Below are 23,215 nucleotides of genomic sequence, written 5' to 3'. Positions count from 1 at the left end.
ACAAGGCCATCGGTGGTTCTCCTTCAGTGCGTGACTTGGTCGTTTCACACCGAAGATCCCGCCGATGGCCGCCTACTTCACGCCACCACGCCGGTCCTCAAACCCCACCACTCCACGGGACTCTCCTGGCACCCTCTGGCACCAGCCTGGTCATTCCCGTTGAAACTCGATTTGGAGACGCAATGAAGCGCAGGAAGAGTGGACTCCTCGGCGTTCCGGCCGTCGCGCTGGCGATGCTGCTGGTTGCCGCCTGTGGTGCCGAGGACGACACCGCTGAGGTGCCGGTGGGCGACAACGTCGCGACCGGCGAGACCCTGACCATCGGTGTGTTGGTGCCGTCCAACGGGAACCTCGCTACCCCGGAGAACGAGTACGGCGTCAAGGCCGCCGAGTGGTACGTGAACAACCAGCTCGGCGGCGTGGACGGCCGCAAGCTCAAGCTGGACATCTGTCAGGGCGACGGCAGCCCCGAGACGGCGGTCGCCTGTGCCAACGACTTCGTCGAGAAGGGGTACCCGGTCGTCGTCGACGGCTACGACTTCTCCTTCGGTGGCGCCCGACCGATCCTGGTCGAGGCAGGCATCCCATTCGCCGGCACTGTCTCCGGGGACCCCACCAACGAGACAGCCGAGTTTGGCCAGGGCTTCTACTTCTCGGGGCCGCTCGCGGTGACCGCCGGCGGCATGCTCAACATGTGGGAGGCCCAGGGCACCAAGACGGCCAACCTGGTCGTGGTGGACGCGCCCTCGTCCCACACCTACGTCGACACCGCGCTGATGCCGCTCTCCGAGGCGGTCGGCGTGGAGCTGAAGATTCAGTACGTCGACCCGAGCAAGTCCGACTACAACGCGGTTGCGGCCGCGTCGCTCGAAGGCGATCCCGACATGGCGGGCTCGCTCTCGCTCCCTGAGGACGGCTGCACGTCGCTGTTCACCGCGCTTCGCCAGCAGGGTTTCGACGGCGACATCTACGTCGGCTCATGCACGCAGTACGTCGAGACCATGTCGCCCCAGGACGCCGCGGGCACGCTGGTGATCCCGCGGATGTGGCTGGCTGAGTCCAAGCCGCACGCGCCTGAGCAGGTGGCCACCGAGCTCGACGACTTCACCGAGGCGATGAACGCAGTCGGCTTCGGCGACCACTTGGAATCCCGTGCAATGTACGGCTTCGGCGGAGTTCTCACCGTGGCCCAGGCGATGTCGACCATCGACGGCGACATCAACGCGGAGACGGTCACCAAGGCGCTCAAGGCAGTCGACCAGCAGATGTTCCTCGGACCCAAGCTGAAGTGTGACGGTCAGCAGTGGCCTGGCCGGCCGACGTCTTGCACGACCCAGTCGATCTACTTCGAGCTCCAAGACGATGGCACCTATGCGCCCGGAAACGAGGAGGGCTTCGTCGACCTCGATATGAAGCTCTTCGGCGGCTGACCATCCCAGTGCGGGTGGACGAGGACGGCATCCTCGCCCTTGTCCACCCGCTCCCAACCACGAGCGGGACACCCAGATGAGCATCTACCTGACATTCGCCATCCTCGGCCTCGGGCTCGGTGTGGTCTACGTGGGCCTGGCAAACGGCCTCATCCTCGTCTTCCGCGCCACCGGCATCATCAACTTCGCGATGGGTGCCACCGCCATGTGGGGGGGCTACGTTTACGCGCTGGCCCGCAACGAGGGCCGGCTCTATTTCCCCGTCGGCTCGGTCTCCATGGGCGAGGAGGACCCGGGCGCGTTCGTGGCGATCCTCTGCGCGCTCGCCTCCGCGGTCCTGATCGCTCTCCTCATCTACTACCTGGCGTTCAGGCCGGTCCGTCGCGCGCCCGTCCTCGCGCAGGTCGTCGTCTCGGTAGCGGTGATGCTTACCATGCAGGCCCTGGCTCTGCTGCGCTTCGGCGCCGACCTGATCCGGGTCCAGCCCTTCCTGCCGAGCCAGCCGCTGACCTTCGGCGGGATCCGGGTGACGACCAACTACCTGTGGATGGCTGTCGCCATGATCCTCCTGTCGGCCCTCGCGTGGGCCTACCTGCGGTTCACGCGAGCCGGTGTCGCCACCCGTGCGGCGTCCAGCGATGAGCGCGCGGCGATCCTGATGGGCTACGCGCCGAGCCGGCTGGCCGCGATCGCGATGGTGATGGCCACGGTGCTCGCCACGTCTGCCGTCCTGCTCGCCAGCCCACTCACGGGCATCAGCCCGATCATCTACACGCTCTACGTCGTGCCGGCCCTCGCGGTCATGCTCGTGGCCCGAATGCTCTCGATCCCGGTGGCCACGCTCTTCGGTCTGGCGTTCGGCGCGATCCAGTCGATGATCACCTTCATGATCACCAAGGACTGGTGGCCCTCGTGGGCGTCGTCCGGTGTCGACCAGGTGCTGCCGTTCATCGTGGTGATGATCGCTCTGCTGGCCTTCGGCAACCGCCTGCCCGCGCGCGGCTCGTTGCAGACGATGCGGCTACCCGACGTCGACATCCCTGCGATCCGACCGGCCAAGGCGACCATCGTGCTTCTCGTCGTCGGCGTCGCGATGGTGCTGACTCACGGTGTCTGGCGCTTCAGCATCACCATCTCGGTGATCATGACGCTGCTGGCCCTCTCCTACGTGATCATCACCGGGTACCTCGGCCAGATCTCGTTGGCGCAGGTGGCCTTCGCCGGGACGGCCGGGTTCGCGCTGTCGAAGTTCGGCGAGAGCACCGACATCCCGTTCCCGCTCGTGGTGCTGGCCTGCGCTTTGGTGTCGACAGCGTTAGGGGTCATCGTCGCGCTGCCGGCGTTGCGAATCCGCGGCGCACAGCTGGCGATCGTCACCCTGGCCGCCGCGCTGGCCATCGAGCGGTTCGTGTTCAGCAACTACAGCTTCACCCCGGACGCCGGCAACAACATCGGCGACCCGGCCTTCTTCGGCCTGGACCTCGCGATCCGGCGGGGGAGCGAGGTGAGCCGGCTCTCCTTCTCGCTCATGGTGCTCGTCGTGGCTGCTGTGACGATCGTGGTCTTCGTCAGGATCGCCTCGGGCGATCTGGGCCGCGCCTTCCTGGCCGTTCGGGCCAATGAGCGGGCGGCGGCGTCCTCGGGCATCAACGTGCGACTGACAAAGATGCTCGGCTTCTCGCTCTCCGCCTTCGTCGCCGGTGTTGCCGGCTGCCTGATCGGCTATGCCCACGGCCAGCTCTCGGCTAGCTCGTTCACTGTCTTCGTCGGTCTCCAGGTGCTCGCCTTCGCCTACCTCGGCGGGATCACAACCTGGGGCGGAGCCGCCGTCGCCGGTCTGCTCGCGCCGCTCGGTGTCGTCTACACGATCGTCGAGCACGTCTGGGAAACGGGTGACAACTACGCCCTTATCGCCGGTCTGCTGCTGATCCTCACCGCCGTCCTCAACCCGCTGGGCATCGCCGGGGCCATGAAGGAGCAGGGCGCCATGATCAAGCGCTTCGCCACCCATCGCAGACCACATCGCGAGCCGGCACCCCCTGGGGACGCCGCGATGCCCGCCGATCGGAGCGCGAAAGGAGTGAACACCCATGTCTGATCGATCAGGACTGGTCGCCGAGCACGTCACTGTTCGGTACGGCGGGGTGACGGCGGTGAGCGACGTCAGCATCGAGGTGCCGCCAGGCACCATCGTCGGTCTCATCGGACCCAACGGGGCGGGAAAGACCAGCTTCGTGGATGCCCTCACCGGATTCGCGCCGTGCGAGGGCTCGGTCCGACTCGACGGCCGGTCGATCGAGCGACTCCGGCCCCATCAACGGCGAGCGGCGGGGTTGTCGCGCACCTGGCAGGCAGGGGAGCTCTTCGCGACCTTGACCGTCGCCGAGAACGTCCTGGTCTCGGCTCATCCGCCACGTTTCTCCACACTCTGGTCGGACGTGTTCGGCCGCCGCGGCGATCGGCTGGAGATCGTCCGCGAGATTCTCGACCTCGTCGGGCTGGTGGGCAAGGAGTCGGTGCCCGTAGGGTCGCTGACGTTGGGCCAGCAGAAGTTGGTCGGGGTGGCCCGGGCGCTTGCCGGCGGGTGCTCGACGCTCCTCCTCGACGAGCCGGCGGCCGGCCTCGACAGCTCGGAGAGCCTCGAGTTCGCGCAACGCTCCCGCGCGATCGTCGAGACCGGGCCCGGCGCGCTGCTGATCGACCACGACGTCGACCTCATGCTCCGGGTGTGCGACGTCGTCCACGTCCTGGAGTTCGGGAAGCAGATCTTCTCCGGGTCACCGGCCGAGACACGAAGCGATCCCAAGGTGGTCGCGGCCTACCTGGGCTCGCCGGTGGAGGCATGACGATGACCGAGGTTGTTCTCGCCGCCCGTGGCGTCACCGCCGGATACGGGCTGGCGCCAGCCGTCCGCAACCTCACGCTCGAACTGCGAGTGGGGGAGGTCGTGACCCTGCTCGGGCCGAACGGCGCCGGCAAGACCACCACGCTGCTCGCACTCATGGGCCTGCTTCCGACGATGTCGGGCGAGGTGACCAGCCTGGGCCGCGCTGTCAAGCCCGGGCGGACGGCGAAGCTGGCCCGAGCGGGCGCGATCCTCGTGCCCGACGACCGCGGCATCTTCCCCGACCTGACGGTGGCGGACCACTTCCGGCTGGCCGCGGCGAGGGTCGACCGATCACGTCTGGAGTCGGTCCTCGACCGGTTCCCGGCGCTGCGCGAGCTGACCATGCGGCGGGCCGGCCTACTCTCCGGCGGTGAGCAGCAGATGCTCGCGATCGCCAAGGCGCTTCTGGTGCGGCCCAAGATCCTGATGGTCGACGAGATGAGCCTGGGGCTCGCGCCGATCATCGTGCAGTCGATGCTTCCCGGCATCCGCGATCTCGCCAAAGAGGAGGGCATCGGCGTCATCATCGTCGAGCAGCATGTCGCGATCGCGCTGTCGGTCTCCGACCGAGCCCTCGTGCTCAACCAGGGCTCCGTGGTACTCGAGGACGACGCCCAAGCACTCCTCGCGGACCCCGGGCGGGTTGAGGCCGCCTACTTCGGCTCCCACGAGGAGGTCGCGTGAGCGGCCCACTCGACGGCATCCGCGTCGTCGAGCTTGCCGGCATCGGTCCCGGGCCCCATGCGTGCATGCTCCTCGGTGACCTCGGCGCGGACGTCGTCCGCGTGGAGCGCCCCGGGGATCGACCCGGTGAAGGACCCGACACCTCCGACCTTGCGCTGCGTGGCAGGACCATCGTTCAGGCCGACCTCAAGGATCACGACGACCTCGCGCAGGTACTCGATCTGGTGGCGCGGGCGGACGTGCTGATCGAGGGCTTCCGGCCCGGTGTCGCCGAGAGACTCGGCCTTGGCCCCGAGGAGTGCGTCGCGCGCAACCCCGGTCTGGTCTACGGCCGGATGACCGGCTTCGGGCAGTCCGGCCCTCGTGCGCAGATGGCTGGCCATGACATCAACTACATCTCGATCACGGGCATCCTCGACAGCATCGGGCCGGCCGGCCACAAGCCGGTTCCGCCGCTGAACCTCGTCGGCGACTTCGGAGGCGGCTCGATGTTCCTCGTGGTCGGCGTCCTGGCCGCGCTCGTGGAGCGCCGCACATCCGGCCGCGGCCAGGTCATCGACGCCGCGATGGTCGACGGCGCCAGCGCCTTGGCCCAGATGCAGTGGAGCTTCCGGTCGCTGGGGATGTGGCAGGCCGGGCGCGGCGTGAACCTGCTCGACGGCTCCCACCCGTTCTACGACACCTACGAGTGCGCGGATGGCAGGTTCATGGCCGTCGGCTCCCTCGAGCCACAGTTCTACGCGCTTCTGATCCAGGGACTGGGGATCGACCCGTCCGACTGGGGTGACCAGTGGAACCGAAGCAGATGGGCCAGCCACCGCGCCGAACTCGCCGCCCGCTTCAAGGCTCACGACCGCGATCACTGGGTCGGTGTCTTCGACGGGACCGACGCCTGCGTCACACCGGTTCTCAGCTGGGACGAGGCGGCCCGCGACCCGCACCTGGCGGCGCGGGGGACGATCGTGACCATCGACGGTGTCGACCAGGCTGCGCCGGCACCGCGCTTCTCCCGAACCCGCCCCAGGGTCAGCCCGCGGGCGACCAGGGTGATGCCGACGGTCGAGGCGGTCAAGAGGTGGACCCGGTGACCGACGTCCAGCAGCCCATCCTGACCGAGCCCCGGCTGAGTGAGATCGACATCGTGCCCGCGATGCTGGATCGGACGATCCCGGAGGAGTTCATCGACTACAACGGCCACCTCAACGTGCGCTTCTACATGGAGATTCAGCTTGAGGGTGCCGCTCGACTCTTCGAGACGCTGGGGATGGACACTAAGGAGCTGGAGACGTCGGGACGCTCCACCTTCGCCCGCGAGCACCACATCCGCTATCACGCCGAATGCATGAAGGGGCACCGGGTGACCGTGCATCCGGTGCTGGTCGGTCGCACCGAGCGCAACCTGCACCTCATCTCGTACCTGGTCAACCAGACGACGCAGCAACTGGCCAGCGTCATCGAGATCGTGATGACCCACGTCGACATGCGGACCCGGCGGCCCGTCGAATGGGGACACTGGGCGCCTGTCATCGATGCACAGATCGCGGCGCGGCCACTCGAGCCCGCGGTGCTCCTCCATCCAGGGCCGAGTGTGCGCCCGGCTCGGCCCGAGCAGAGTCACTCCAGCTCGTCCCTTGACCGACACCCCACTGCCAGAGCCACGCCTCCAACAGGTGGCCCCTAGAGCTCCACTTGGGTGCCGTTCGGCAGCCAAGGGATAGACGACCACTTGACCAGTACTGCTGATGCCGACTCGGTAGCCGGAAGGAAAACCGTGTACCTCACCCAATCCATCATCCGCCGCGCGCAGCTCGCGCCGGACGCGCCCTTCTCGATCTTCGCGGACCGCGTCTTCAGCAACGCGGCGACACTCCACCGGGTCCAGTGTCTCGCTGGCGGGCTCCAGGGTCTCGGCATGGCGCACGACTCGAACGTCGCCGTGCTCGAGGTCAATACCGACACCTACCTCCAGGTGGCGCTGGCGATCGCCTGGGGCGACGGCGTGATTGTGCCGGTGAACACCCGGTGGTCGGTCCAGGAGATCGCCTACTCGCTGGAGGAGGCCGAGGTACGCGTCCTCCTCGTCGGCGACCGCTTCCTCCCGCTCGTGGAGCAGATCAAGGCCGCTGCACCGACGATCACGACCGTCGTCCATCTGGGGGAGGGGCAGACCCCCGCGGGCATGGTCCCCCTCGCGGAGCTGCTCACGGCCGACCCGGTGCCCGACGCCGAGCGCCGCGGTGACCAGCTGATGGGCATCTTCTACACCGGTGGCACCACCGGGTTCCCCAAGGGCGTCATGCTCAGTCACCGCGGGACCTTCCTCGCGCCCCTGGGCTCCTCGATCGCCACCGAGGCGAGCCTCGGCGGTGTGGGCCTGGTGATCTCGCCCCTCTTCCACATGGGTGGGTTCGGCCAGTGGATCGGGCTCTTGCAGGCCGACGGCGCGACCGTCCCCATGCCTGACTTCGACCCGGTCGTGTTCATGGAGCTGGTCCAGCGCCACCGGATCACCGGAACCGCGCTGGCCCCGGTCATGATCCAGATGGTCGTCGACCACCCCGAGCGCGACCAGTACGACCTGTCAAGCCTCGAAACGGTCACCTACGGCATGGCGCCGATCAGCATGGGCCTGCTCGACCGCGCCCGCAAGGCGCTCCCCGCCGCTCAGTTCGTGCAGGCATACGGGATGACCGAGCTGTCGCCGACGGCGACGGTTCTCTCCGACGAGGACCACGACCATCCGGTGCGGCGAGCCTCGGCCGGCCGAGCGCTCTCCTTCAACCAGGTGAAGGTCGTCGGCCCTGACGACGTCGAGCTGCCCCGGGGCGAGGTCGGCGAAATCGTGTGCAAGGGCGAGAACGTGATGCTGGGCTACTGGAAGAAGCCCGAGGAGACGGCCGTCGCGCTCCGCGGTGGCTGGATGCACACCGGCGACGGCGGCTACATGGACGAGGACGGCTACGTCTACGTCGTCGACCGGATCAAGGACATGATCATCACCGGCGGGGAGAACGTGTACTCCGTCGAGGTCGAGAACGTCGTCTCGAAGCATCCCGCCGTCCTCCAGTGCGCCGTGATCGGCGTCCCCGACGAGAAGTGGGGCGAGCGGGTCCATGCCGTCGTGGAGCTCGTGGCCGGCCAGTCGTTGACCTTCGAGGAGCTCCGCGCCTTCTGCAAGGAGACGATCGCCGGCTACAAGAGCCCGCTGAGCATGGAGATCGTCGACCTCTGGCCCGTCTCGGCGACGGGAAAGATCCTCAAACGCGAGCTGCGTGGACAACGTCGCTAGTGCCCATCTGTCTACCGAGCACCAAGGAGTCACCACCCATGCACTTGACGCAGTCGCTTCACCGCCGTGTCCAGGCTGACCCGGACGGTGAGTTCACCACGTACCAGGGCCGGGTTACCTCGAACGCCGAGATGGCCGACCGCGCCGCCCGCATCGCCGGTGGACTCCACGGGCTGAGGGTTAAGCCCGGCGACCGGGTCGCTCTCCTCGACCTCAACACCGACTACTTCTTCCACGCCTCCGTCGCGATCGCGTGGGCCGATGCGGTCATCGTCCCGGTCAACTACCGCTGGTCGGTGAAGGAGATGGCCTACTCACTCAACGAGGCCGACGTCGAGGTGCTCATCGTGGGCGATGCCTTCCTCGCGATGGTCGACGAGCTGCGCGCCGCCTCGCCGGGCATCACCACGGTGATCCATGTCGGCGACGCGCCGACGCCGGAGGGGATGGTCACGCTCGACGAGCTGCTCGCGGCGGAGCCGGTGCCGGACGCCGAGCGCGGCGGGGACAGCCTGCTCGGGATCTTCTACACCGGCGGCACAACCGGGTTCCCCAAGGGCGTCATGCTCAGTCACCGCGGGGTGATGCTCTCCTGCATCGGCAGCATCGCGATGGGCAGATACCCGCGCGGAGGGCGCTGCCTCCTGGTCGCTCCGGCCTTCCACCTGGCTGGCTTTGCCAACTGGTGCATGAGCATGCTGCTCGAGCAGGGCGGGATCCCGCTGCCGGAGTTCACCCCCACCGGGGTCATGCAGCTCATCGAGGACGATGAGGTGACGAGCATGACGCTCGTCCCCACGATGATCCAGATGGTCGTCGACCATCCTGAGCGGGATCGGTTCGACCTGAGCGGCGTGCAGTTGGTCGTCTACGGCGCCTCGCCGATCAGCGACGCGCTCTTGGACCGGGCGCGCAAGGCATTCCCGTCGGCCCGCTTCTGCCAGGCGTACGGCATGACCGAGCTCTCGCCGTGCGCCACGATCCTCTCTGACGAGGATCACGCCGATCCGCAGAAGCGCCGCTCGGCCGGACGCCCGATGGTGTATTCGCTGTGCCGCATCGCCGGTCCGGACGACGTCGAGCTGGCTCGCGGCGAGGTCGGCGAGATCCAGTCGAAGGGCGACCACGTGATGCTCGGGTATTGGAAGAAGCCGGAGGAGACCGAGGCGGCGCTGCGCGGTGGTTGGATGCATACCGGTGACGGCGGCTACATGGACGAGGACGGCTACGTGTACGTCGTGGACCGGATCAAGGACATGATCATCAGCGGCGGGGAGAACGTGTACTCGATCGAGGTGGAGAACGCGATCGCCAAGCACCCGGCTATCGTCCAGTGTGCAGTCATCGGACTCGCTGACGACAAGTGGGGCGAGCGGGTGCACGCGATCGTGCAACTGGCGCCGGCCGCGACCCTCTCGCTGGAGGAGCTGCGCGAGTTCGCCAAGAAGCAGATCGCCGGATACAAGTGCCCGCAGAGCCTGGAGTTCGTGGATGCCTGGCCGCTCTCGGGTGCCGGCAAGATCCTCAAGCGCGAGCTCCGCCGCGCGCGTGCCTGAGAGGCATCCGTCCGTGGAGAAGGGGCGGACCGCGCTCGTCACCGGCGGGTCGCGGGGGATCGGTGCGGCCGTCGTTCGGCTGCTCGCCTCGCGCGGCGTCCGGACGGCGTGCACCTACTTTCGCTCACCTGGGCCGGCGCGAGCGCTGGCCCTTGAGTTCCCCGGCCTCGTCGAGCCGATCGCCTACGAACTGGGCAGCCTCGACTCGGCCGAGCGGGCGGCCGACGAGGCGGTCGCGAGGCTCGGGCACCTCGACACCGTGGTCGCCAATGCCGGCGTATGGGCGGGCGGCCCGCTCACGCGGATCGACATGGACACCTGGAGCCGGGTGCTCAACGAGAACGTGGTCGGCACCGCGCAACTGTGCCGTGCCGTACTCCCCGCGCTGCGGGCCGCGGACGGCGACCGCAGCATCACGATCGTGTCGTCGGCGGTCGCCATGATCGGCGGAGTCGGCGACTCGGCCTACTCGTCGGCGAAGCTCGCTCTCCTGGGCCTGAGCCGCACGGTGGCCCAGGAGAGCGGCCGCTATGGGATCCGGGTCAACGCGGTTGCTCCCGGCATCGTCGAGACCGACATGACCGCCTCGCTGCCGGACGGCGCCGTCGCGGCCGTCGTCGACGGACTCCTGCTCCGCCGCGCCGGGACGGTCGAGGAGATCGCTGCGGCGATCTCCTTCCTGGCCTTGGACGCAACCTATTGCACCGGTGCGACGCTCACCGTCGACGGTGGCTGGTCGGTCTAGCAATGCTGGAGCGACCAGCCACCGTCTGCCGTCAGCCGAGCTCCGGACCTACGATCGAGACGAAAGAGACGCAGTCGCCGGGGCTGCCGCCGAGGTTATGGGTGAGGCCGTACCTCTTGCCGCGGGCAGCGACCTGCCGCTCGGCAGGCGCCTCGCCGCGCAGCTGGAGCCAGCACTCGAAGAGCATGCGCAACCCGGAGGCGCCGATCGGGTGCCCGAAGCTCTTGAGGCCGCCGTCGGGATTGATCGGAAGGGCGCCCTCCAGGGTGAACTTCCCCGAGAGGGTGTCGTCGCACACCGTGCCCCGCGCGGAGAACCCAAGGTCCTCCATGAGTACCAACTCGGTCGGGGTGAAGCAGTCATGCACTTCGGCCATCATCAGCTCCTCAGCCGGTGCCTCCACCCCCGCCTGCTGATAGGCATCGGCGGCGGAGTGCACGACCTCCTCGAACGTCGTGTAGTCGTAGCGCGGGTCAATCGGCCCGGTGCCGGGGCCGGCCGCGAAGGCGAGCCCCTTCACGAAGAGGGGCTTGTCGGTGTACTTGTAGGCATCCTCGGCTCGCACAATGATCGCCGCCGCAGAGCCGTCGCTCACGCCGGAGCAGTCGAAGATGCCCAGGTCGCCGGCGACAGCGGGCGCGGCGTCGATCTTCTCCTTGGACACCTCGGCCTGGAACTGCGCCCGCGGATTGCGGGCGCCGTTGTAGTGGTTCTTCCAGGCCGTGTGCGTCATGGCTTGCTTGAAGGTCTCGCGGCTCACGCCGTACTTCTCAACGTAGGCGGGGCCGAGCAGTGAGAAGCGAGCGGGTGCCGACAACGCGGTCGCAGTGCCGTCGGTGGAGTCGTCGCTGTTGACCAGGCCGGAGTAGCCGTTGTCCTTGAGCTTCTCGACGCCAACCGCCATCACGATGTCGTAGGCGCCGGCGGCGACCGCGTAGCAGGCGTTCCGGAATGCCTCCGAGCCGGTCGCGCAATAGTTCTCGACGCGGGTGACCGGCTTGTACTTGGTCTTGAGCACCGAGGAGAGGGTCATACCCGAGAAGCCGGAGGTCATCGTGCCCAGCCAGTAGGCATCGATCGCGTCCTGCTCCAGTCCCGCCTCCATCAGCGCAGCACGGGTCGACTCGATCAACATGTCCCCTGTCGAGCTGTCCCAGCGCTCCCCGAAGCGTGTGCAGCCCATGCCGACGATCGCCACGCGATCCTTGATGCCATACGAGCTCATGATGCGCTCTCCTCGGTGTCCAGCTCGGTGGGCGGCTCGACGGCCGGCCGCACCTTCCAGAAGTAGTTGTGAATGCCGTCTGTGTCCGACATGCGTCGGAACGTCATTTCCACCTGCTGGCCGATCGAGACCTTCTCCGGGTCGGCGTCTGTCATCTCGCACGCGAATCGGCCGCCGCCTTCGAAGTCGACAACGGCGCCGATCACCGGCGGCGCCGGCGAGTAGGCGAGGTGGTCGATCGTGTAGGTCGCGATCCGCGCTGCGCTGTCGACGAGTCGGACCGGCGACATGTCACCCATGTCGCCGCACTCCAGGCAGACGCGCTGGGGCGGCAGGTGACGGGTCCCGCAGGCGTTGCACTCGCTGCCGGTGAACGCGAACTTCCACGCTTCGGCCCGATAGGCCGGTGGTGCCGCGGCCCGGTCGGGGTCGGGGCGTCGTGGCGTCTGCCGGACGAGCTGGCCCTTCCAGGTGAGGAAATCGGCGTAGCGCAGCTCGTCGTTGCCGGCTGCGAGCTGCTCGGCGACGGGCGTGGGCTGGCGCCGCGACTCCAGCAGGTCGGTGGTGCGCAGGATTAGGGTGTCGGCGCCGTCGGCGAGCATCGTCACGGCGAGGGTCTCGCCGGGCGCGGCCTCGTCGAGCATTGCGGCGAGCAGGACGCCGGGCTGGGCCGCGCCGGCGTTGCCGATGGCGGACGTGAGGTCGTCGACCACGTGGGACGGGTCGACGCCGCACGTGCGGGTGAAGGTCTTGGCTGCGCGGGGGGACAGCCCGACGATCGCGTATCGGTCGATGTCGCCGGCCGGGACGTCGGCGTCCTTGAGTGCCGAGACGAAGGACTCCTCCGCGAGGCGGGTGTAGATAGCCTCGCCGAAGCGCTCCTCCCACGTCTTGGCCCACGACTCGCCGGGCAGTCGCCAACGGTCGGTGAACTCGTCGCTCGCTGAGCCGGACCCGAGGAAGGTCGCGACCGCAGGCATGTTGCCGACGAGGAACGCGGCGGCCGCATCGCCTCCGCCCACCTCGTCGGGCGAGCCGGCCGGGCCGGTGACGGTGTCGGCGATCGTGACCAGCGTGGTCTCAGTGGAGCGCAGCGCGGCGATCAGCGCGGAAAGGCCCGAGCGCGCCGCGCCCCCGGTGTCGGTGCAGCGGATCGCCCGGGGCAGTCCGAGCGCGGCATGCACCGCGGTCGCGTTGGTCTTGTCGACATAGGCCGGGTGACTGGTCACGAAGCCGAGGCTGTCGAGATGGTCGACACTGCCCACCGAGGCCAGGGCCGAGAGCCCCGCCGCGACCGCCATCGTGGTCGTGTCTTCATCATAAGAGGCGACCGCTCGGGTCCCTCCGCCCTCTCGCCGCCCGGTCACCGACGCGATCGCAGACGCGGTGAGTCGCCAGTAGGGCACGTAGCTTCCATAGGTCGTGAGCCCTGCCATGACAGGTCTCCTCTCTCGCGGCCGTCGGTCTGTGGACTGACCGATCCCAGCCACCTGCTGTGTGGATTGCCTCTGAATACGCAGATACGTACAACGAGACACTGTGCGTGAAACTGACGCTAGGCGCAAGTCACCCAGTTACTCGCCGTTGACTTTATCGAACCTGCTGCCTAGGGTGCGTCTACATCCACAACGGCTCACGAGGAGTGTGCGCATGACGTCTCTGGCAGGCAGGACCGCGATCATCACGGGCGCAGGACGAGGACTCGGTCGCGAACACGCGTTGCGTTTCGCCGAGCTCGGAGCCAATGTCGTGGTCAATGACAACGGCGCCAGTTCCGACGGCGCGGGCGCGGACGACTCGCCAGTCCGTGCGGTGGTCGAGGAGATCCGGGCCCAGGGCGGCCAGGCCGTGGCCCACGTCGGCAGCGTGACCGACTGGGACAGCGCGGGCGAAATGGTCGACCTCGCCGTGAGCACCTTCGGCGGGCTCGACATTCTCATCAACAACGCTGGGATCCTGCGCGACCGCACGATCGTGAACATGTCCGAGGAGGAGTGGGACTCCGTCATCGCGGTGCATCTCAAGGGCCACTTCTGCGCCCTGCGCCACGCTGCGGCGTACTGGCGGGACCAGGCCAAGAACGGCACGCCCCGCAAGGCCGCGGTGGTCAACACTTCCTCCGGGTCGGGGCTCAAGGGCAACCCCGGTCAGCTCAACTATGCCTCCGCGAAGGCCGGTATCGCCGCGATGACGATCGTCGCGGCCCGCGAGCTCGAGCGGTATGGCGTGCGCGTCAACGCGATCGCCCCCGTCGCTCGGACCCGCCTCACGCTCCAGACACCGGGCATGGGTGACCTGCTCGCCGCTGAGCCTGGCGGCTGGGACAAGTGGGCGCCGGGCAACGTGACGCCGCTGGTGTCGTACCTCGTTCAGGAGGATTGTCACATCTCCGGCCAGGTGTTCAGCGTGATGGGCGGCCATGTCGGTCTAGAGCAGGGCTGGACCCTCGTCGACCAGTGGAACCGGGACAGCGCCTGGACCGAGGAAGAGCTGGCCAAGGCGCTCGCCAAGGTGCCGAGCGCTCCGCCGGAATTCGCTGTTTCGCTCTGACTCTCCGGGGCGCGAGCGGTCCGGCGCGGAACTCAGGACGAGCTTCGCGATGACCAGTGAGGACAGGGATTTGGGCATGAAGGCATTGGACGGCAGGGTGGCCGTGGTGACCGGCGCTGGTGGCGGCATCGGGCGCGAGCACGCGCTCCACCTAGCGCGCCACGGGGCACAGGTCGTGGTGAACGACACCAGCTATCGACGCAGCGCGGACGCTGCGTCGGTCGTTGCCGAGATCGAGGCCGCTGGCGGGAGTGCGGTCGCCAGCCGAACCTCGGCCACCTGGGACGGCGCCGAGGACATCGTCGGCACCGCCCTCGATACATTCGGTCGCCTCGACATCCTCGTCAACAACGCGACCGCCGCCTGGGGCGGCGATCTGTGGGCCATCAGCGAGGAGCAGTTCGACCTCACCTTCGACGTCAACGTCAAGGGCTACTTCGGGCTGATCCGCGCGGCCGCGCCAGCCATGGCGCAGCAGGGGTCCGGCGTCATCGTGAACACGAGCTCGGCGTCGGGCTTCGGCGACCCGGGCAACTCGATCTATTCCGCTGCCAAGGAGTCCGTTGTCGGGCTCACCAGGACGGCCGGCTGTGAGCTTGGGCGCTTCGGTATCCGAGTCAACGCGATCCGGCCCGTCGCACTGGGCCGCTCCTTCACCGCCTACGCGAGCGCCGTCGAGAAGTGGCATGACCTCGTCGAAGCCGCCACCGGCGTGCGGCCGACCGAAGGCCTGGACGCCGACACCTATTCACCGGACAAGGTGGCCGCCTTCGTCACCTGGCTCTGCACCGACGATGCCCGGCACGTCAACGGTCGCGTGTTCAGCGTGGGTGGCGGCGCGGCCTCCCTGCTTGCTGACGAGGTGGTCGAGCAATCGATCCAACCTGACTCCGCAGGGGGCGACTCGACGTGGGCGACCGTCACGGAGGGGCTGCAGAACCCGTGGGCCGTGCCGGATCACCCGGAGCTACGGAGCTGGCACGGCTGAGCGCGAGGCGGCCCGGCCGGGACCTCCGGTGGTCACCTCAAGATCGTAGGCCGCTTCGACCGCTGCTTGAATCGGGCGAGCGGTCGGCAGGTCATCGGTCGGTTGGGTCGGTGTCAGTCGAGGGCTTGGGCAGCCGCAGCCCGTTGACTGCGTCTCGCTTGGTGTCGAGCGAGCGGCGGTCGTATCGGCTGGTGGTGCGTGGGTCGGCGTGGCCGGCGAGGGCCTGGGCGGTGGCCAGGTCGGTGCCGTTGTCGAGGAGGTCACCGATCACGGTGCGCCGGAGGTCGTGTGGCTTCACAGGCAGGGCTACGCCGGCTTGGAGTCGGCGGCGCTCGAGGAGGTCCGCGATCGTCTGAGAGCTCATGTGGCGGTACTCGATCTTGCCGCCCTTGCGCAGCGGGCAGAACAGCGGGCCCGGCTTGCCACCTCGTAGCCGTAGCCATGCTTCAAGCCAGGGCAGCGCGGCCTCTGCGACGGGCACGATCCGCTCCCTGTTGCCCTTGCCGACCAGGCGGAGCGAGCGGGTGGCCGCGGAGTAGGAGGAGAGCATCAGGGCGGCCGCTTCGGCGCGGCGGATGCCGGTCACATAGATCACGGCGATGACAGCGGCGTCGCGGATGCCGAGGGGGGTTTCGTCACTCGCCTCGAGCAGTGCGCCGAGTTCACCCTCACCGACGTCGCGGCCGGCCGGCTCGCGATCGCCCTTGACCGGCTCCAGGTCGATCGCCCGGTGATAGTCCTCGGCGTCCATCAGGCCGAGCCGCCACGACTCCTTGAGGATCCGCCGCAGCGCGCTCAGATGCTTGTTGATGTGGCTCGGCGACCAGCCGATCCCGAGCATCACCGAGCGTAGGGCGGCGGTGCCGTCGTAGCGCAGCTCCCACCAGGGAACCCAGGCGCCCGTCACTAGCGGGACGCCGCGCTCGAGGTCCTCGGACGGCGGCTCGTCGAGGCGTACGCCGGCAAGGATCCGGGCGAGCCGGTCGAGGCAGCCTCGCATTGTGCGCAGGGTCTCGCCGGTCAGCTGGCCCAGGTAGACGCTGTAGGGATCACGCGCCGCCGGCTGCTGGCCGGGCTCGATGACCAACGGAGGGAGCCGGGAGTCGTCGACGGCCGCGAGGCGGTCCACGGTGTCACGATCAGGCACGCCTCGACAGTAGGGGCGGGAAGCCTCTACGAGCGGCCGACACGCTCATAGTCTGCGGGAATGGGCCTTCTCAATGACTACTGGGAGAATCGGGCTCAGCGAGGCCCGGAAGTGATTCCAGCAGGAGGCCTCGCCGCATCGAGCAGGTAGCAGCCGCAAAGAGCTTGTTGGCGCCAGCCAGCAGCGATCGTTGCTAGCGTTCCGTTCCGGCCGCTGGCGAGTGACGAGGAGGTGGTGTCGGTGAACGCAGTATCGACGCGGGGTGCTCCTCTGCGAGGTCACGGTCGGGCGGTAGGTCGTCCGGGAGCGCGTCATCTGCTCTCACGAAAGGCACGACCATGCACGTCACGACCGAACAGCACCTCAACCACGGCCTCCTCAAGCGCCGCTTCACCGTCGGGGACATCCCCGGCATCCTCTGGACGCCTCCCTCCGCATCGGCCGCCGCGCCGGTGCCGCTTATCCTGGCCGGCCAGCCAGCCGTGGCGCGCCGCGGCCGAGGAGCGCTCACGTCGGACGACGTGGCCGAGCTCTTTCCTGCACCGGGGCAGTCGGGGCATGGGCTCATTGGGCATGCCTCTCAGGGGTACTTCGCGTGCCGCCCGTCATGATGTCGGTGGCGGCCCAGCGCATCCTGAGCACCCTGGCCCCAGGCGAGATCCGTCATGACTTCGTCGTCACCTCGTGGGTCTGATCGACGGTGAGCGGTGGCACGCGCAAGGCTGTGCGCTTTGACGGTTCGGCCCTGAAACCGTCGAGGTAGACGTCGAAGAGGCGCAAGTAATAGTCGGGTGCTACCTGTCGAGTCCTGTCCATGACGGCGGTGAGACCGATCGTCATGAAGATGATGTCCGTGGCCTCGATGTCGGTACGCAGGTGGCCGTCGCGCTTGGCTCGCTCGACGATCTCGGTGATCATCGGGGCGATCTCGGTGCGCATGCGGTTGACCTTCTCGTGCCGGACGGGGGCGTTGGTCACCAACTCGGTCAGCCCGCGATCCTGGAGCTGCATCTGCAGGTAGCGCTCGAAGAAGGTCACGAAGGCCGTCCAGGCGTCGGGATCTGCGAGCGCCCTTTGGGCCGCGTCTGCAACCTCGCGGAAGCGCTCCTCGAACAGCGCTTCGATCAGCTCCTCCTTATTGGCGAAGCGCCGGTAAGCCGTGCCGACCCCGACGCCGGCGTGATGGGCGATGTCGTTGAGGGTGACCCCGAGCCCTTGGGTCGCGAAGAGTTCGGTCGCCGCGTCCAGCAGGCGTTGTCGGTTGCGGGCTGCGTCCTTGCGCAGAGGGGCGGACGTGTCGGTCATGTGTCTCAGGCTAACACGAAGCGGATTGATACTATCCGCTTTTCCGGTACTCTTGTCGTAAGCGGATGCAACGCATCCGGTTCGCAACTATCTGAAGGGACAGTCGTGACGAACATCGACAACATCCAGCTGAACAACGGCGTCGAGCTGCCGCCGATCGGGCTCGGGGTCTTTCAGACCCCGCCGGATGAGACCCGCTCGGCCGTCGAGGCCGCTCTGGCCGCCGGCTACCGCCACATCGACACCGCCGCTGCCTATGGCAACGAGAAGGAGGTCGGCGAGGGGCTCGCCAACTCCGGTGTGAATCGCAAGGAGGTCTTCGTCGAGACCAAGATCTGGATCAGCGACTACGGCTACGAGGAGACGCTGCACGGCTTCGAGAAGAGCGCGGCCAAGCTCGGCGTCGACCAGATCGACCTGCTGATCCTGCACCAGCCGCTGCCGAGCGCCTTCGAGAGGACGCTGGACGCCTACCGGGCACTGGAGAAGCTCCTCGAGGACGGCAAGGTCCGCGCCATCGGCGTCAGCAACCTCATGGTCGACCACCTCACCCAGCTGCTCGAGGTGGCCAAGGTCGTGCCGGCGGTCAACCAGATCGAGGTGCACCCGTACTTCCAGCAGAAGGAGCTTCAGGCCCTTGACGCTGAGCACGGGATCTTGGCGCAGGCGTGGTCGCCGATCGGTGGCGTCACGATCTACGGCGAGGGCCAGAAGAGCACCCTCAAGGACGAGACCATCGGAGAGATTGCCAAGGCTCACTCCAAGAGCCCGGCCCAGGTGATGCTGCGCTGGCACCTCCAGGAGGGTCGTTCGGTCATCCCGAAGTCGACCAGGGCACACCGCATCGCCGAAAACTTCGACGTCTTCGACTTCGAGAAGCACGAGCTGGCCGCCATGGTCGCCCAAGGATCCGGTGGCGCCATCGTCAACCTCTCCTCGGTCTCCGGGATCCGCGGCTTCCCCCAGCTCGCCGCCTACTCCGCCGCCAAGCACGGCGTCGTCGGCCTCAGCCGAGGCGCCGCGGTCGAGTACGGCCCCCAGAACATCCGCGTCAATGCGATCTGCCCCGGCTGGGTCGAGACCCCCATGACCGCCGATTTCGGCAGCGACCCCGAAGTGCACAGGGCCATGGAAGCCGACTCCCCGCTGGGCCGCACCGCCCAGCCCGAGGAGATCGCCGGCCTGATCACCTACCTGTGCTCCGACCAGGCCAGCTTCATCACCGGCGACGCCATCGCTATCGACGGCGGCCAGACCATCTGACGGACTGAGAGCCGCGGTATGAATGAGCAATCACAACCAACCCCAGCGCAGCAGATCATCGGAGACTTCATTCCGAAGATGGTCTCGCTGACCGACGACGTGCTGTTCGGCGAGATCTGGGCGCGCGAGGAGTTGTCGCCTCGTGATCGCAGTCTGATCACCGTCGCGACGCTCATCACCAACGGCAGCACCGAACAGCTCAGCGGTCATCTGCAACGCGCCCGCGCCAATGGCCTCACCGAGACCGAGCTGAAGGAAGTCATCACACACTTGGCGTTCTACGCCGGCTGGCCTCGCGCGATGGCAGCAATCGCCGTAGCACGCAGAGTCTTCAACGAGACCGAGCCAACGCACCACTAAGCACCAGACGGAAGCGACATCACCATGAGCAACAACGAAACCCGTACCGCCGTCATCACCGGAGCTTCATCCGGCATCGGCGAGGCCACCGCACGAGCACTGGCCGCCGACGGCTACCGAGTAGCACTGCTGGCCCGCCGCGTCGACCGCATCACCGCATTGGCAGAGGAACTCGGCAAGGGCGCCATCGCCATCGAGGCCGACGTCACCAACCGCGACTCCATCGTCGCCGCTGCCGGCCGCGTGCAGGAGGAGATGGGTGGCGCAGACGTCTTGATCAACAACGCCGGAGTCATGCTCCTCGGACCGTTCACCGCCGAGCAGCATGACGACTACCGCCACATGATCGACGTCAACCTCCTCGGCGCGATCACCACGACTGAGGTCTTCCTCGAGCAGCTCAAGGAAGACGGCGGCGACATCATCAACATCTCCTCCGTCGCTGGCGTGCGGGCCCGCGCAGGCAATGGCGTCTACGCCGCCACCAAGTTCGGCCTGAACGGCTGGTCTGAGTCCCTGCGTCAGGAGCTGCTGCCCGACGTTCGCGTGACCGTCATCGAGCCTGGTGCAGTCGCGACCGAGCTGCCCAACCACATCACCCACGCGGCGACCCGTCAGGGCGTCGTCGAGGCTTACCGTCAGGTCGAAGTCACCCCAGACGACATCGCCGAGGTCATCGCTTTCGCTCTCAGCCGCCCGCGCCGTCTTGCCCTGCACGAGATCCTGTTGCGCCCCGCGGGACAGGAGCTTTGAGCAGGATCAACACGCCGAGCGCGTCTCCGAAGCACCTGCATTGAGCAAGCACGTCACATGTGCGCTTGTGCGCTGCCATACCTGCCGCGCTCGCACGTCCGAGGCGCTACGAGCTCAGCGCTGAGCCGACGCGGGCTGGCCGGTCGAGGACGTGTAGACCACCAGGATCGCGCACAGAATCGCGAACGCGATGACCGGGTTCACCACAATGCCCAGGCAGGCGCCGGCTGCGAGCGAGACCAACCCCAGCAATCCTGCTCGGGCACCGGTGCCCGTGACGGCCTTCAGGTACCAGGCCTGTGTTCCCAGATAGAGGATCGGTCCACCGAACATCACCATCAGCAGCGCCGCATCGGTGTGGCCGGTGGGGTGGGCAATGGCGCGCTCGTTGGCTACCGCGAGGCAGATCAGTCCGGCACCGCAGTTTCTCCGGCGCCCCGCACGTCCAGATGCTTCAGCAGGTGGTGAGAGAGTTGGGAGACCGCGAAGACGAAAACCAGGTCGAAGAAGAGCTCCAGGGGCGAGACCTCGTCAGTGCCCGCCGGCGACGCTGGTGCTGGTCCGCTCACCGGACGACTCTCTCACGCTGCGGCAGTGGGTCAGGCGGGATCGTTCGTCGGTCGCGCGGTACGCCCCACCCGGTGCTGGGTAGCCCAGCTCGCCAGGAACCGCAGCGACTCCGCGGCGGCACTGTCCGGCTCGGCGGTGTAGGTGATGAGCACCAGCCCGTCACCTGGGAGCTCGAGCGCTTCGCCGGTGAGGGCGACGTCGCCCACCAGGTCGCTGTGGATTGTCTTCGCGGCGGTCCGGTGGAACCTCACGTCGTGGCGGGCCCACCTGGTGGCGAAATCCGGACTTCGGGTCGCCAGCTCGCCAACGAGGTCAGACAGGGATCTGTCGTAGGGGTTGCGGCCTACCTCTCCCCGCAGCGCCGCAACCGCGCCGTCTGCGACCTCGTCCCACTCCACGAACAATGTGGGTGCCCGGTCGTCGAGGAACAGGAACCGGGCCAGGTTGAGCGGCAGCGCGTCTAGCACGCCGTTGTACAAGGCGACCGCGGACGGGTTAGCGGCCAGAATCTCGAGCCTCCCATTACGCACGTAGGCGGGCGCGTCGATAGTCTCCAAGATGCGCAGCACGCCTGGACGGATGCGGGAGACTGAAGCCCGACGTGAGCCGCGAACCGGGCTGGTCGCAGCCCGGGCTAGGTCGAAGAGATGGGCCCGTTCCGCCTCGTCGAGGCGCAATGCGCGCGCGAGCGCATCGAGGACCTGTTCGGACACGCCGGCGAGGTTCCCGCGTTCGAGGCGGATGTAGTAGTCGGCGCTGACGCCGGCGAGCAGGGCGACCTCCTCGCGCCGCAGTCCAGGAACCCGGCGCTTGTCGCCGAAGGTCGGCAGGCCGGCCTCTTCGGGCGTGACCTTCGCGCGGCGGGTGGTCAGGAACTCCCGCACGTCTCGCTTCAGGTCATCGCTGCTCACCCCACCACGGTAAAGCGCCCGGTCGCACAGGAGGGAGGGTCTGCTGGTCCCTGTCACAAGGGGAACTCCCACTCACCGTGCGTGAGCCGGTGAAGTGGGGTCCATGAGCGAGATCCCAGCCAGCAGCGTCCCCGACGCCGCCGAGGCCACCCAGGAGGGCGCCCGGTTCGACGCACGCCAGATCGCGACCCTGGGTGCGGCCATGCTGGGATTCTTCGTTGTCGCGCTCGACGCCCAGATCGTCAACGTGGCGCTACCCGACATCGGCGCCTCGCTCGGTGGCGGGCTGTCCGCCCTGCAGTGGGTGGTCACCGGGTACACGCTGACCTTCTCCGCGCTGATCCTGTTCGCCGGCACCCTGTCGGACCGCCTGGGCGCCCGTCGCGCGTACGCCGCAGGGATAGTGCTGTTCGCCCTCGCCTCGATCGCCTGCGGCCTCGCGCCCGGCATGGGCCCGCTGGTTGCGGCCCGCGTCGTGCAGGGCGCAGGGGCGGCGCTGGTGACGCCGACCTCGCTGGCCATCATCCGTGAGGGCTTCGCCGAGGAGCGTCAGCGCACCCGCGCGATCGGGCTATGGGCCGTCGGCGGCTCTGTGGCCGCGGCCGCGGGTCCGATCATCGGCGGCGCACTGACCCTGGTGGACTGGCGGCTGATCTTCTGGGTCAACCTCCCCGTCGCCGCCCTCGCCCTCCTGTGCGTCAGCCGGGTCGCACCCTCGCCGCAGCGTCGGGTCCCGTTCGACCTCGCCGGGCAGATCACCGCGGTGGTCGCGCTGGGCGCGTTCAGCTACGCCGTCATCGAGAGCAGCCGACTCGGATGGTCCAGCCCGTCCATCCTCGGGCTCCTGCTCCTCGCCGCGGCCGCGGGCGCCGGGTTTCTCGCCGCCCAGGCTCGAGGCCGGCATCCGATGGTGCCGCTCAGCCTGTTCCGGTCCCGCCAGCTCAGCATCGCCCTCGCGATCGCATTCACCTCGATGGCCGCCTTCTACGCCGTGGTGTTCGTCCAGAGCCTCTACTTCCAGGACCAGCGCCACCACACGCCCCTGGCCACCGGGCTGCTGTTCCTGCCGATGACCGCCCTCGTGACCGTGCTCAGCTCGTACGCCGCGACCCTGGTGGAGCGATTCGGGCGCCGTAGCCTCATCACCACCGGGCTGTTGCTGCAGTGCGCCGGGCTGGTCATCATCGCCGCGCTGCCGGCCGACGTACCCGTCGCCGTCGTCTCCCTGTCGATGGTGCTCGTCGGTGGCGGTGGCGCGCTCACCGTGCCGCCGATCGCCTCCCTCGTCCTGGAGGGCGCGCCCGTCGAGGTCGCGGGTACGGCATCGGGTGTGCTCAACACCTTCCGCCAGCTCGGCGGCTCCCTCGGCGTCGCCGGCGTCGGCGCCGTGATCGCCGCCCACGCCCAGTTCATGCCGGGCTTGCGCACCGGACTCATCGCCACCGTGATCCTGCTCGCCGTCACCGCGCTGCTCAGCCTCACGCTCACCTCCGACCGCTCCAGCTGACCACCCCACGAACCAGAACCGACGAACCAGAACCGACAACCAAGG

Annotated in this window: 23 protein-coding genes; 16 read left to right on the top strand and 7 right to left on the bottom strand. The window is 68.0% G+C overall.

The features are described from left to right. The first annotated feature begins 182 nt into the window (after positions 1-182). From MRBLML1_RS22910 to MRBLML1_RS22870, 9 genes are all read left to right on the top strand, one after another. Complete coding sequence (locus tag MRBLML1_RS22910) at positions 183-1,430, top strand: ABC transporter substrate-binding protein (protein WP_364520489.1); 1,248 nt, start codon at positions 183-185, stop codon at positions 1,428-1,430. A 76-nt stretch (positions 1,431-1,506) separates the two neighbouring features. After that, the gene (locus tag MRBLML1_RS22905) at positions 1,507-3,528 is read left to right on the top strand and encodes an ABC transporter permease (RefSeq protein ID WP_364520487.1); all 2,022 of its coding nucleotides are present in this window, start codon (positions 1,507-1,509) and stop codon (positions 3,526-3,528) included. 55 nt (positions 3,529-3,583) lie between these two features. Continuing rightward, positions 3,584-4,276 carry an ABC transporter ATP-binding protein gene (locus tag MRBLML1_RS22900; RefSeq protein ID WP_364520485.1) on the top strand — a complete coding sequence of 231 codons (693 nt, stop codon included), beginning with the start codon at positions 3,584-3,586 and terminating at the stop codon, positions 4,274-4,276. Beyond that, positions 4,273-5,001 (top strand): ABC transporter ATP-binding protein, encoded by a 729-nt coding sequence (locus MRBLML1_RS22895; RefSeq protein WP_364520483.1) that lies wholly within the window; start codon positions 4,273-4,275, stop codon positions 4,999-5,001. The genes MRBLML1_RS22900 and MRBLML1_RS22895 overlap by 4 nt, the downstream gene beginning before the upstream one ends. Further along, on the top strand, positions 4,998-6,089 hold the full coding sequence (locus MRBLML1_RS22890) for a CaiB/BaiF CoA transferase family protein (protein WP_364520481.1): 1,092 nt from the start codon (positions 4,998-5,000) through the stop codon (positions 6,087-6,089). The genes MRBLML1_RS22895 and MRBLML1_RS22890 overlap by 4 nt, the downstream gene beginning before the upstream one ends. Further along, entirely contained in the window at positions 6,086-6,682 is a 597-nt protein-coding gene (locus MRBLML1_RS22885) for a thioesterase family protein (protein ID WP_364520479.1), read from the top strand. The genes MRBLML1_RS22890 and MRBLML1_RS22885 overlap by 4 nt, the downstream gene beginning before the upstream one ends. 12 nt (positions 6,683-6,694) lie before the next feature. Continuing rightward, on the top strand, positions 6,695-8,290 hold the full coding sequence (locus MRBLML1_RS22880) for an AMP-binding protein (protein ID WP_364520477.1): 1,596 nt from the start codon (positions 6,695-6,697) through the stop codon (positions 8,288-8,290). A gap of 38 nt (positions 8,291-8,328) precedes the next feature. After that, positions 8,329-9,846, top strand: coding sequence for a long-chain-fatty-acid--CoA ligase (locus MRBLML1_RS22875; RefSeq protein WP_364520475.1), 1,518 nt, complete (start codon positions 8,329-8,331; stop codon positions 9,844-9,846). Between the two features lie 13 nt (positions 9,847-9,859). After that, on the top strand, positions 9,860-10,591 hold the full coding sequence (locus MRBLML1_RS22870; protein WP_364520473.1) for an SDR family NAD(P)-dependent oxidoreductase: 732 nt from the start codon (positions 9,860-9,862) through the stop codon (positions 10,589-10,591). A 31-nt stretch (positions 10,592-10,622) separates the two neighbouring features. Here the strand turns inward: MRBLML1_RS22870 and MRBLML1_RS22865 are convergent, their stop codons facing one another. Continuing rightward, positions 10,623-11,816, bottom strand: a complete 1,194-nt coding sequence (locus MRBLML1_RS22865) for an acetyl-CoA acetyltransferase (protein ID WP_364520471.1) — start codon at positions 11,814-11,816, stop codon at positions 10,623-10,625. Then, complete coding sequence (locus MRBLML1_RS22860) at positions 11,813-13,306, bottom strand: OB-fold domain-containing protein (protein ID WP_364520469.1); 1,494 nt, start codon at positions 13,304-13,306, stop codon at positions 11,813-11,815. Before MRBLML1_RS22860 ends, MRBLML1_RS22865 begins: the two co-directional genes overlap by 4 nt. A gap of 160 nt (positions 13,307-13,466) precedes the next feature. On the opposite strand from MRBLML1_RS22860, the gene MRBLML1_RS22855 reads away from it, so the two are divergent. Together MRBLML1_RS22855 and MRBLML1_RS22850 are read left to right on the top strand one after the other, a co-directional pair. After that, positions 13,467-14,366 (top strand): SDR family oxidoreductase, encoded by a 900-nt coding sequence (locus MRBLML1_RS22855; protein ID WP_364520467.1) that lies wholly within the window; start codon positions 13,467-13,469, stop codon positions 14,364-14,366. A 49-nt stretch (positions 14,367-14,415) separates the two neighbouring features. Next, positions 14,416-15,354, top strand: a complete 939-nt coding sequence (locus MRBLML1_RS22850) for an SDR family NAD(P)-dependent oxidoreductase (protein ID WP_364520465.1) — start codon at positions 14,416-14,418, stop codon at positions 15,352-15,354. A gap of 91 nt (positions 15,355-15,445) precedes the next feature. Here MRBLML1_RS22850 and MRBLML1_RS22845 read toward each other — a convergent pair whose 3' ends face one another. After that, positions 15,446-16,501: a tyrosine-type recombinase/integrase gene (locus MRBLML1_RS22845; RefSeq protein ID WP_364520463.1), complete on the bottom strand. Its 1,056-nt coding sequence runs from the start codon at positions 16,499-16,501 to the stop codon at positions 15,446-15,448. 338 nt (positions 16,502-16,839) lie between these two features. On the opposite strand from MRBLML1_RS22845, the gene MRBLML1_RS22840 reads away from it, so the two are divergent. Further along, positions 16,840-17,112 carry a hypothetical protein gene (locus MRBLML1_RS22840; RefSeq protein WP_364520461.1) on the top strand — a complete coding sequence of 91 codons (273 nt, stop codon included), beginning with the start codon at positions 16,840-16,842 and terminating at the stop codon, positions 17,110-17,112. Between the two features lie 52 nt (positions 17,113-17,164). Here MRBLML1_RS22840 and MRBLML1_RS22835 read toward each other — a convergent pair whose 3' ends face one another. Then, positions 17,165-17,806: a TetR/AcrR family transcriptional regulator gene (locus tag MRBLML1_RS22835; RefSeq protein ID WP_364520459.1), complete on the bottom strand. Its 642-nt coding sequence runs from the start codon at positions 17,804-17,806 to the stop codon at positions 17,165-17,167. A 105-nt stretch (positions 17,807-17,911) separates the two neighbouring features. On the opposite strand from MRBLML1_RS22835, the gene MRBLML1_RS22830 reads away from it, so the two are divergent. The 3 genes from MRBLML1_RS22830 to MRBLML1_RS22820 all read left to right on the top strand — a co-directional run bounded on the left by MRBLML1_RS22830 (position 17,912) and on the right by MRBLML1_RS22820 (position 20,182). After that, a complete protein-coding gene (locus MRBLML1_RS22830; RefSeq protein ID WP_364520457.1) occupies positions 17,912-19,069 on the top strand; it encodes an aldo/keto reductase in 1,158 nt (385 codons plus the stop codon). A 78-nt stretch (positions 19,070-19,147) separates the two neighbouring features. After that, positions 19,148-19,429 (top strand): carboxymuconolactone decarboxylase family protein, encoded by a 282-nt coding sequence (locus tag MRBLML1_RS22825; protein ID WP_364520455.1) that lies wholly within the window; start codon positions 19,148-19,150, stop codon positions 19,427-19,429. 24 nt (positions 19,430-19,453) lie between these two features. Continuing rightward, on the top strand, positions 19,454-20,182 hold the full coding sequence (locus MRBLML1_RS22820; protein ID WP_364520453.1) for an SDR family oxidoreductase: 729 nt from the start codon (positions 19,454-19,456) through the stop codon (positions 20,180-20,182). A gap of 114 nt (positions 20,183-20,296) precedes the next feature. Here the strand turns inward: MRBLML1_RS22820 and MRBLML1_RS22815 are convergent, their stop codons facing one another. The 3 genes from MRBLML1_RS22815 to MRBLML1_RS22805 are packed head-to-tail and all read right to left on the bottom strand — an operon-like array spanning position 20,297 to position 21,663. Next, positions 20,297-20,560: a hypothetical protein gene (locus tag MRBLML1_RS22815; protein ID WP_364520495.1), complete on the bottom strand. Its 264-nt coding sequence runs from the start codon at positions 20,558-20,560 to the stop codon at positions 20,297-20,299. A gap of 29 nt (positions 20,561-20,589) precedes the next feature. After that, positions 20,590-20,751 (bottom strand): low temperature requirement protein A, encoded by a 162-nt coding sequence (locus tag MRBLML1_RS22810; RefSeq protein ID WP_364520451.1) that lies wholly within the window; start codon positions 20,749-20,751, stop codon positions 20,590-20,592. Positions 20,752-20,781: 30 nt separating this feature from the next. Beyond that, a complete protein-coding gene (locus MRBLML1_RS22805; protein ID WP_364520449.1) occupies positions 20,782-21,663 on the bottom strand; it encodes a helix-turn-helix transcriptional regulator in 882 nt (293 codons plus the stop codon). Positions 21,664-21,766: 103 nt separating this feature from the next. On the opposite strand from MRBLML1_RS22805, the gene MRBLML1_RS22800 reads away from it, so the two are divergent. Continuing rightward, a complete protein-coding gene (locus MRBLML1_RS22800) occupies positions 21,767-23,170 on the top strand; it encodes an MFS transporter (protein ID WP_364520447.1) in 1,404 nt (467 codons plus the stop codon). The last annotated feature ends 45 nt before the right edge of the window (positions 23,171-23,215 follow it).

It is taken from the genome of Nocardioides sp. LML1-1-1.1, from assembly GCF_040676175.1.
Lineage (GTDB): Bacteria > Actinomycetota > Actinomycetes > Propionibacteriales > Nocardioidaceae > Nocardioides.
The sequence above is the reverse complement of the archived record's forward strand: the minus strand, read 5'-3'. Positions and strand labels throughout refer to the sequence as shown.

What these genes read in the sequence shown, in the direction of transcription:
- MRBLML1_RS22910 (WP_364520489.1), top strand. Translation starts at nt 183, where the DNA reads ATGAAGCGCAGGAAGAGTGGACTCCTCGGCGTTCCGGCCGTCGCGCTG.
- MRBLML1_RS22905 (WP_364520487.1), top strand. Translation starts at nt 1,507, where the DNA reads ATGAGCATCTACCTGACATTCGCCATCCTCGGCCTCGGGCTCGGTGTG.
- MRBLML1_RS22895 (WP_364520483.1), top strand. Translation starts at nt 4,273, where the DNA reads ATGACGATGACCGAGGTTGTTCTCGCCGCCCGTGGCGTCACCGCCGGA.
- MRBLML1_RS22875 (WP_364520475.1), top strand. Translation starts at nt 8,329, where the DNA reads ATGCACTTGACGCAGTCGCTTCACCGCCGTGTCCAGGCTGACCCGGAC.
- MRBLML1_RS22865 (WP_364520471.1), bottom strand. Translation starts at nt 11,816, where the DNA reads ATGAGCTCGTATGGCATCAAGGATCGCGTGGCGATCGTCGGCATGGGC.
- MRBLML1_RS22855 (WP_364520467.1), top strand. Translation starts at nt 13,467, where the DNA reads ATGACGTCTCTGGCAGGCAGGACCGCGATCATCACGGGCGCAGGACGA.
- MRBLML1_RS22850 (WP_364520465.1), top strand. Translation starts at nt 14,416, where the DNA reads ATGACCAGTGAGGACAGGGATTTGGGCATGAAGGCATTGGACGGCAGG.
- MRBLML1_RS22840 (WP_364520461.1), top strand. Translation starts at nt 16,840, where the DNA reads ATGCACGTCACGACCGAACAGCACCTCAACCACGGCCTCCTCAAGCGC.
- MRBLML1_RS22835 (WP_364520459.1), bottom strand. Translation starts at nt 17,806, where the DNA reads ATGACCGACACGTCCGCCCCTCTGCGCAAGGACGCAGCCCGCAACCGA.
- MRBLML1_RS22825 (WP_364520455.1), top strand. Translation starts at nt 19,148, where the DNA reads ATGGTCTCGCTGACCGACGACGTGCTGTTCGGCGAGATCTGGGCGCGC.
- MRBLML1_RS22820 (WP_364520453.1), top strand. Translation starts at nt 19,454, where the DNA reads ATGAGCAACAACGAAACCCGTACCGCCGTCATCACCGGAGCTTCATCC.
- MRBLML1_RS22800 (WP_364520447.1), top strand. Translation starts at nt 21,767, where the DNA reads ATGAGCGAGATCCCAGCCAGCAGCGTCCCCGACGCCGCCGAGGCCACC.